Genomic DNA, 621 nt, shown 5'->3' on the forward strand with positions numbered 1-621 from the left:
GAAGAACTACAACGTCGCTTTGATCAATCCTAAAACTACCGATCTCAATCGTAGAATGGATGGTGGCATCACTAAAAACGATAAACTTGATACTCTTAATATATGCGATATATTAAGCTTAAATAAACTCAAGAAACCTTATCGTTTGACGTCATCTAAGAAATTTGATCTTTATGAACAGAAGCAGCTGACTAGGTTGCATCATTCCCTCAAGGAACAGATCAATGTTCTTTCCAATCGTCTGCAGAAATGCATAGATCTTGTTTTTCCTGAATATAACGCACTTTTTAAATCCAAGTATGGAAAAGTCTATATGTCTATTCTTAAACAGTTCGGCAGTGCAAAGACTATTGCACAGGCTGACATCAGAACATTACGCAAATGCTTTGATATTACCGGCAGAGGCAATCGCATTTCTCTGACTGCTGAAAAGCTAAAGGAAAGTGCTAAAACATCTGTTGGCATCTCTTCATTGGCTGATGAGATGCAGATCAAGCATTTGATAGCTCATATCGAACTGCTTAATGATCAGCTCAAAGAAATAGATAAAAAAATAGAAGAGTTTTCCACTGACTTAAACTCTCCTATCATCTCCGTACCAGGAATTTCGCATTTCTCTGG

Annotated in this window: 1 protein-coding gene; it reads left to right on the plus strand. The window is 37.2% G+C overall.

Features of this window, described 5'->3' with window-relative positions:
- On the plus strand, nt 1-621 hold a 621-nt coding region (locus tag B5E79_RS13275), incomplete at both ends, for an IS110 family transposase (protein ID WP_143746806.1).

It is taken from the genome of Massilimicrobiota sp. An134 (genome assembly GCF_002160815.1).
Taxonomy (GTDB): Bacteria; Bacillota_I; Bacilli_A; order Erysipelotrichales; family Coprobacillaceae; genus Allocoprobacillus; species Allocoprobacillus merdigallinarum.